Source organism: Pseudoxanthomonas sacheonensis (assembly GCF_010093305.1).
GTDB classification, from domain to species: domain Bacteria; phylum Pseudomonadota; class Gammaproteobacteria; order Xanthomonadales; family Xanthomonadaceae; genus Pseudoxanthomonas_A; species Pseudoxanthomonas_A sacheonensis.
This window is the reverse complement of sequence record NZ_PDWS01000014.1, coordinates 100,680-108,021: the sequence shown is the minus strand read 5'-3', so window position 1 is coordinate 108,021 and position 7,342 is coordinate 100,680. Positions and strand designations below refer to the sequence as shown.

Here is a 7,342-nt window from a genome sequence, read left to right as displayed (position 1 = left end):
CCAAGTACCAGCACACCGATGCCCTGGGCAGTCCGGTAGCGGTCACCAACGAAGCCGGGACGGTGATCGACCGCACCAACTACGAGCCCTATGGCGCGGCGATCAACAAGCCGGCGTACGAGGGCATTGGCTACACCGGTCACGTGATGGATGGCGCCACGGGGCTGGCTTATATGCAGCAGCGCTATTACGATCCGGGGATCGGAGCCATGCTTAGCGTCGATCCGGTCACGGCCAACTCAGCGACCGGCGGGAACTTCAACCGGTACTGGTATGCGAACAACAACCCTTACAAGTTCACCGATCCGGATGGGCGGCAAGCGTCAATTTGTGAAAAGACACCGCAACGGTGCAAGGCGGTTATTCAGGTTGGCCCACCGAGTATGCGTAGTGGCGACAACCAACCAGGGACGCGCCTAACAGACAAACCATTAGAGGGTGGGATCAATAAGAAAAATACTTCTAATCGCACGGCTGATGGTGGATTCGATCCTGACGGTGCAAAGAAGTTGCGAAGCGGTGGTGCCCGACCGCACAAGGGTGTCGATATTGATTCAGCGTCTGGAAATGAAGTCAAGGCGGCGGGATTCGGGAAGCTTGAGAATAAGAGCGATCCAAATGGGTATGGAACATATGTGGAGATCAAGCATGGCGATGGGCTGACAACGCGATACGCCCATCTTTCTAGCACAAAGCTACCGAATGGAACTTTGGTCTCAGGAGGGGACGTGATTGGAGAAACTGGCACTAGCGGGAATCTTCCGGCTACTGCTGATCCGCACCTTCACTTTGAGATTCGCGTAAATGGCGTTCCCAAAGATCCAACGATGTACTTTAACTATGAGTACGAGGAGTAAGAATATTGCGATGAATGCGATGACAAAGGCGATGAAATTTATAGCTTTATCGGGTGCGATGTGCCTATTAGCCATTCCAGTCGACGCAGCATGTGACGATGTTCTTGCTATTGGGCCGGTTCGTGTTGGGATGAAAAAAGAGGAGGTTGTTCGCTCGCTTAATAGCCCGAGAGCGGTAAAAAATAGCTCAGGATTTATTCAAAAGATATATAGCTACGACAGGTTGGTGGTTGCATTTGATGAGGACATGCGTGTTGCAGGAGTTGAGTCCTCAAATCCTCGATATTGCTTGGACGGATGGCTTTGTCCGGGCGGAGATTTTCGAGCAGCGAGCAGGAAAGCCAAGACTGCAAGCGCAACTGTCAGTACAAACAAGATTACGGTTCATGGTGATGGCTGCTGGGCAGTTGCAACAGCTAAATTAGGGCTGGTCAATGCAGTTATCATTAAGTGCGAGCCTTGACGTGCAGAATCCTGCAGAGCTCATAGGGCGGGCTCCAGCCCGCCGCATGCACCAGTAACGCCACGCGAAGATACGCCACAAAAAAGCCCGCTCACTGAGCGGGCTTTGTCGTTGTGGCGTGACGGTTACCGGTTGGCTTGTGCCAACACCGAGGCCCCGTAGGGTGGGCCTCGGCCCACCGCATGCGTCGTCGCCGCTGCGAATGATCAGCACAAAAAAGCCCGATCACTGAGGGGTTCACCCTATGTAATGTGACGGTATGACCTACTGACCGGGGTGGGTTCGGCGATGTTCGGCGGGAGCGACCACTGGCATTTCTTCACCTACGATGCGCTGGACAACCTGAAGTCATGGAAGCAGGCCGGCCTGAAGGACTACGCCGAGTATGTGTATGACGCCAAGAACCAGCTGACCAACATCAAGAACACGGCCGGGGCCACCGTGGTGGGCCTGAGCTACGACGTGCAGGGCAATCTGGCCAACAAGAACGGCCAGCTGCATGACTTCGACTACGGCAACCGCCTGCGCACAGTGCCGAACAAGGAGGCGTATCTGTACGATGGCCACGGGCGTCGGGTGCAGACCACCAAGATCGACGGCAGCAAGACGCTGTGGCAGTACAGCCAGTCCGGGCAGATGCTGTTTTCCTGGAACGGCCCCAGCAGCGAGAAGACCCACGAGAACGTCTACCTGGGCGGTAGCCTGGTGGCGACCATCGACCACGACTGGCCCAGCAATGCGGTAATCGCCACCAAGTACCAGCACACCGATGCCCTGGGCAGTCCGGTGGCGGTCACCAACGAAGCCGGGACGGTGATCGACCGCACCAACTACGAGCCCTATGGCGCGGCGATCAACAAGCCGGCGTACGAGGGCATCGGCTACACCGGCCACGTGATGGATGGCGCCACGGGGCTGACTTATATGCAGCAGCGCTATTATGATCCCGTCTGCGGGTGCTTCCTCAGTGTTGATCCGGTCACTGCTTATGACACCGGCGATATGCGGCATTTCAATGTTTATGCCTACGCATACAACAATCCCTACACGTTCGATGATCCGGACGGAAGAAAAGGGAAGATAGGTTGGGCAGTTGAATTGGGCACGACTGCGATGCGAAAGATATCCCGCGTTACTCTAGAGCAGGCTGTTAAAATTCGCCGCTCAGGCGGCAATTTCTTAGGAGATAGTACGCGCATCTCACGAAGGGTAGAAACGACTGCGCATGGCCGCGCCAACAGAATTCGACATGATGGTCATGAGCTAAAGGATGAATCTGGAAAGGTGGCGGGAAAAGGTTTGCCGCACTATCAAACAGATGGGGTGTCGGGGCATTCTTTTGTTGATAAGGCGGGAGACATAGCTTTCGCAGGCTTGGCATTTGGTGCTATGCAGCTGGAAAATAATGCTGATATTGCCGACAAGGTCGCAGAAGTTGCAGACCTCTTTGATCCGTACATGATCGGCGAAGCCGGGGGTGGTAGCGATTGTGCGGAGGGTTGTGGCTTACCTCGAGCAAATGGCGGTGAGCAGGGGCCGTCCGGCAGAGGTGATCGTGATGATAGGAAGGAGCCAGTCCCTGAGCCAAAAAGAAAAGAAGAAATTAAATAGTACGGGGACTTTATTGATGAAGACGTTTCAATTTATTTTGCAATGCATTTTTTGTGGACCTCGCCCGGAAGGCATGAGATATGGATTCTTTGCGACGTTTAATGTGCAGGCAGGCAGCTTAAAGGCGGCAAGCGGCCGTCTACCGGGTGCACTCATGAATCGAATAAATGCGCACGAACTTGATTATGACAAGACGGGGTTTTTTAAGCTGCGTTGCCGTATCGTTGAGATGTGGGAACTTACTGAGGACGATCAGGAAAAATCTAAAGATAATGATATGGGGTTTTCCTTTTTTCGTATTGGGCGGATGTCGGCACCATTTTTTTTTGCAAGATTCCTGTTCGAAGAACGAAGAAGGAGTCACTTGATTGTCCACTTGAATGATCCTGCAATTCTGTAAGGCCCCGTAGGGTGGGCTTCAGCACATGAGAAAAGGGGCCAGAGTGGACTACCCCCGATTTCTCGGACACCACAAAGCGAGGACAATCCTCGCACGGAGGTGTTCCATGCAGAAGCGTCGGCGATTCACAGCGGAGTTCAAGGCCCCATAGGTCGTGCTTCATGCGGCGGGCTTGAGCCCGCCCTATGGGATGACGATGTAAGTTATAGGGTGGGCTCCAGCCCACCGCTCTTCGTTCCGGCGCCGTAGCAACTGACGCATGGTAATGGTGGGCCAAAGCCCATGCTACGCGGGTTTGCGTGCGATAAAATCCACGCTGGTGATGCAGAGCTTTTCTGGAACCACCTGGGCGAAGCGGGAATCCACCTTCATCGCAGCAAGCTGCTCAAGGCGGTTGGCACGGGCGGTGGACGTGTCCAGCTCTATCGAAAATCCCAGCGCAGCCGCGCCCTCCACGAACTCATGCGCCCGCATCCGATTCTGATACAAGAAGGCATTGTTCCAGAGCTTCCACGCCCGGTCCGAATACTGCAGATAGTTGAGCTGGTGGATGCTGCTGTCCACGTACGAATAGTGATCGCCGCAATTGACCGAGTGGAACATGATCCCGCCCGGCGACAGGATGCGCATCGACTCGCGGTACATCGCGGTGATCGCATCCGGCGGCACGTGCTCCAGTACGCTGTTGGAAAACACCACGTCCACTTCGCCATCTGCCAGGGCCGTGGAAGTGGCATCGGCAGGCGCCGAATACTGGATTCGACCGCCGGTGGCTTCGCTCAAATCCGCGCCGGCGTCTATCGCCTCCGCCAGCTTCTGGTGGCGCGCTTGCACTGCGGCCAAATCGCTGCCGCTGTCCTCGGCGATGATTTCCAGAAAACCGCCCAGTTCCTTCACCGCCGCCCGCACCAGGTCGTCCTGCAAGTGGCGGTTCAGATCGTAGGTGGTGATGCGACGCGCACCAGCCAAGTACAGGGCGAACGGAAACGTCGGGTACCACCCCGTGCCGATCTCGAAGAAGTGACTGTCGGCGATGACCACCCGCGCATCGCGCAGATGCCGGACCATGATCTGCCAATCCTTGACCTTGACCGAGAGCTCCCTGTGGAAATCCTGCAGCCCACCAAAACGGCGCTGCAAGTGATAGTGCAGCGTCTCGCCGCCGGGAAGCACGCCCAGCGCCTTCTGGACCAGGCCTTTTATTCTCCAGTGCATGTGACTCCCCCCTGTCGATCAACACGCATGAACGTCGTACCAACCCATCAACTGGTCGTTCTGCCGGGCATGATTCCATTTCGACAGCAGCGTCTCGGCGCTGTACCACTCGCCATCGCTGGCCCACGGCGCGGGCCCGCTGCTGTGCATCAACTGGAACCAGCGGCCGGCCCTGCGCACGCGCAGCGGTTGTTCGAAACCCAGTATCCGCATCATCCTGCGCTTCAGGCGATTGACCAAGCTGCGTTCGTTGCCCAACTCCAGGAAGCTGCATGGCCCGATCAGCTTGAATTGCTGGTAGCCGATGGACGCCATGTGCGCCACCAGCTCCTCCAGATCGTGGTCCGCCTCGAAGGAAAGGTATTGCGGGCGGTTGTCGGGGTTCAGCGCCAGAATGCAATGCCGGTCCGCGCCCTCTATGTCGACCTTCACGTAATCGGGAACGCCGAACTCGCCGACCAGTTCGGAGAAGGTGACCGCCTGCACCATGCAGGTGCCCGAAGGATTGCGATGCGCGATCTTGTCCTCGAAGATGCTGCTGGCGCCAAGGTCGTCGCCGCACAGCACCAGCTCTATTTCTCCGGGTTCGTCTGCCAGCGCGCGATTGAGCACGGTCAAGCGGCCGTCGGCGATGTGATCCTGGAATTCCTGCATGGCCTTGGCGGCCAGTTCCGGATTGGCTTCCACCGCCACCACGTGGTAGCCCTCGTCCAGGAAATAGCGCGAGTCGGAACCGTCGTACATGCCTATGTCGAATATCTTTTTCTGCTTCACTCGTCTGCCCTCGGGGGAAAGGGTGCGCCGCCGACGCGGTGCGGAATAAAAATCAGCCGCCGCGCTGCTCATGCGTGGGGACCCGTGTTGTCGAGGAGTCCGTGGTGGACCAGCATCGTGGAAAGGATCCCAACGAAAGCCTGGTTGTCCGCAAAGCCGGTGGCGCGCCCCTGTCTGCATTTTTCCGTCAACCTGCCCACCGCCACCGGATCGAAGTAACCCGCCTTGCGAATGCTCTCCGCGCTCATCAGCTCGGCCACGTAATCCAGCGGCTTGCCGTCGAAGAAGAAGCTCTGGCTGTCGGGCGAGCGATAGGGTTGCTTGGTCCGCTGCAGGATTTCTTCCGGCAGCAGATCGGCCAGCGCGCGGCGCAGTATGTATTTCTCGGTCATGCCGCGGATCTTGAAGCTGGGCGGAAGGCGATTGGCGAACTCGATGACGCGGTGATCCAGATACGGTACGCGTCCTTCGATGGAACTGGCCATCGCCACGCGATCGCCCTGCGAGGACAGCAGGTAGCCGGCCAATAGGGATTTCGCTTCCACGTACTGATCGCGCGCCAAGCCGCTCCACGACGATATTTCACGGGGCAAGGTGAGTTCGTATGCGTCCAGCGGATTCCACTCGCCCAGGCTGGCGCGCAGATCGGGCGACAGAAACGACAGCGCGCGCTGCGAAGTGGCCCAGCGCGGCGTGTGCGCGAAGATCGGGCGTTGCAGATGTTCCATGCCCTGGCCGAAGAACGATTGCGCGAACGCCGGGTTGCGCACCGGCGAGTTCTCAAGGTAACCGTAGAGGCGCTGCAATAACAGCGGACGCATGCGCGAGCCGGGCTGCCGCGCCCAGAAGCGGCGGATCTTGGCTTCCTTGAACAGATCGTAGCCGCCGAACACCTCGTCGGCGCCTTCGCCGGTCAACACCACTTTGTAGCCCTGCCGGCGCACATCGCCTGCCAGCAGCATCAGCGGCACGGGCGCAGTGCGCAGTACGGGAGTTTCGGTATGGCGGATCAGGCGCGGGAAGGCCTCGCCTATGTCGCGGCGCGTGCAGTGCAGGGTCGTGTGGTCGGTGCCCAGGTGCCGCACCATCGCCTGCTGGTGTTCGCTTTCGTCGAACTCGCCGTCCTCGAAAGCGACCGAGAACGTCCGCACCGGCGTCTGCGTGAAGCCGCGGATCATGGCCACGATGCCGGACGAATCCAGCCCGCCGCTCAGGTAGGCGCCCACCGGCACATCGGCGCGCAATTGCAGGCGTATCGCGTCCACCAGCAATTCGCGCAGTTCGGCGGTGGCGGCCTCGATGGTTTTCGGATAACGCGAAGGCGAGGTTTCGGCGGCGCTGGGGAAGGTCCAGTCCCAGTACTGCGTCATCGTCTCGCGCCCATCGCGTTCGATGCTGAGCAGGCAGCCGGGCGGCAGGCTCTGCACGCCCTGGTAAAGCGTGCCGGGGTCCACTGCGGACCAGTAGGTCAGCGTTTGCGCCAGGCCCAGCGGATCCAGCGCGGCGCATTCGGGCAACACGGCCAGCAAGGCCTTCACTTCCGAAGCGAACCACACCCGGCCACCGCTGCGGGCGTGGAACAAGGGCCGGATGCCAGCGCGGTCGCGCGCCAGCACCAGGCGCTGGCGCTTCGCATCCCACAGGGCGATGGCGAACTGGCCGTTGAGGTGCTGCACGAAATCGTCGCCATAGCGGTCGTACAGGTGCACGATCACTTCGGTGTCCGATTGCGTGTAGAACTGGTGCCCCGCCGCTTGCAGCGACTGCCGCAGTTCGATGTAGTTGAAGATCTCGCCGTTGAACACCGTCCACACGTCGCGGCGCGGATTGTGGATGGGCTGGTCGCCCGTGGCCAGGTCGATGATGGACAAGCGCGCATGCGCCAGGCCGATTCCCGCTTCGGCATGGAAGCCATAGCCGTCCGGCCCGCGATGGGCCAGGGTATGGATCATGCGTTCCAGCGCCGGGCGTGCCGCTTCGGCAGTGACGTCCTGTCCGCTGAAACCTGCTATTCCGCACATC

At 58.9% G+C, this 7,342-nt stretch carries 7 protein-coding genes; 4 read left to right on the top strand and 3 right to left on the bottom strand.

What is annotated here, in order from left to right; genetic code table 11:
- From CSC73_RS12835 to CSC73_RS12820, 4 genes are all read left to right on the top strand, one after another.
- Positions 1–857, top strand: an 857-nt coding sequence (locus tag CSC73_RS12835) for a peptidoglycan DD-metalloendopeptidase family protein (RefSeq protein WP_163840826.1), incomplete at its 5' end; no start/stop codon positions are given.
- A gap of 10 nt (positions 858–867) precedes the next feature.
- Positions 868–1,320, top strand: a complete 453-nt coding sequence (locus CSC73_RS12830; protein ID WP_163840824.1) for a hypothetical protein — start codon at positions 868–870, stop codon at positions 1,318–1,320.
- Between the two features lie 288 nt (positions 1,321–1,608).
- Entirely contained in the window at positions 1,609–2,931 is a 1,323-nt protein-coding gene (locus CSC73_RS12825; RefSeq protein WP_246197517.1) for an RHS repeat domain-containing protein, read from the top strand.
- Between the two features lie 16 nt (positions 2,932–2,947).
- Positions 2,948–3,331, top strand: a complete 384-nt coding sequence (locus tag CSC73_RS12820) for a hypothetical protein (protein WP_163840822.1) — start codon at positions 2,948–2,950, stop codon at positions 3,329–3,331.
- Positions 3,332–3,616: 285 nt separating this feature from the next.
- Here the strand turns inward: CSC73_RS12820 and CSC73_RS12815 are convergent, their stop codons facing one another.
- The 3 genes from CSC73_RS12815 to asnB form a co-directional block, all read right to left on the bottom strand.
- Positions 3,617–4,546: a class I SAM-dependent methyltransferase gene (locus CSC73_RS12815; protein ID WP_163840820.1), complete on the bottom strand. Its 930-nt coding sequence runs from the start codon at positions 4,544–4,546 to the stop codon at positions 3,617–3,619.
- A gap of 18 nt (positions 4,547–4,564) precedes the next feature.
- Entirely contained in the window at positions 4,565–5,320 is a 756-nt protein-coding gene (locus CSC73_RS12810; protein WP_163840819.1) for an FkbM family methyltransferase, read from the bottom strand.
- Positions 5,321–5,388: 68 nt separating this feature from the next.
- A complete protein-coding gene (asnB, locus tag CSC73_RS12805; protein ID WP_163840817.1) occupies positions 5,389–7,341 on the bottom strand; it encodes an asparagine synthase (glutamine-hydrolyzing) in 1,953 nt (650 codons plus the stop codon).
- Position 7,342 lies beyond the last annotated feature (1 nt).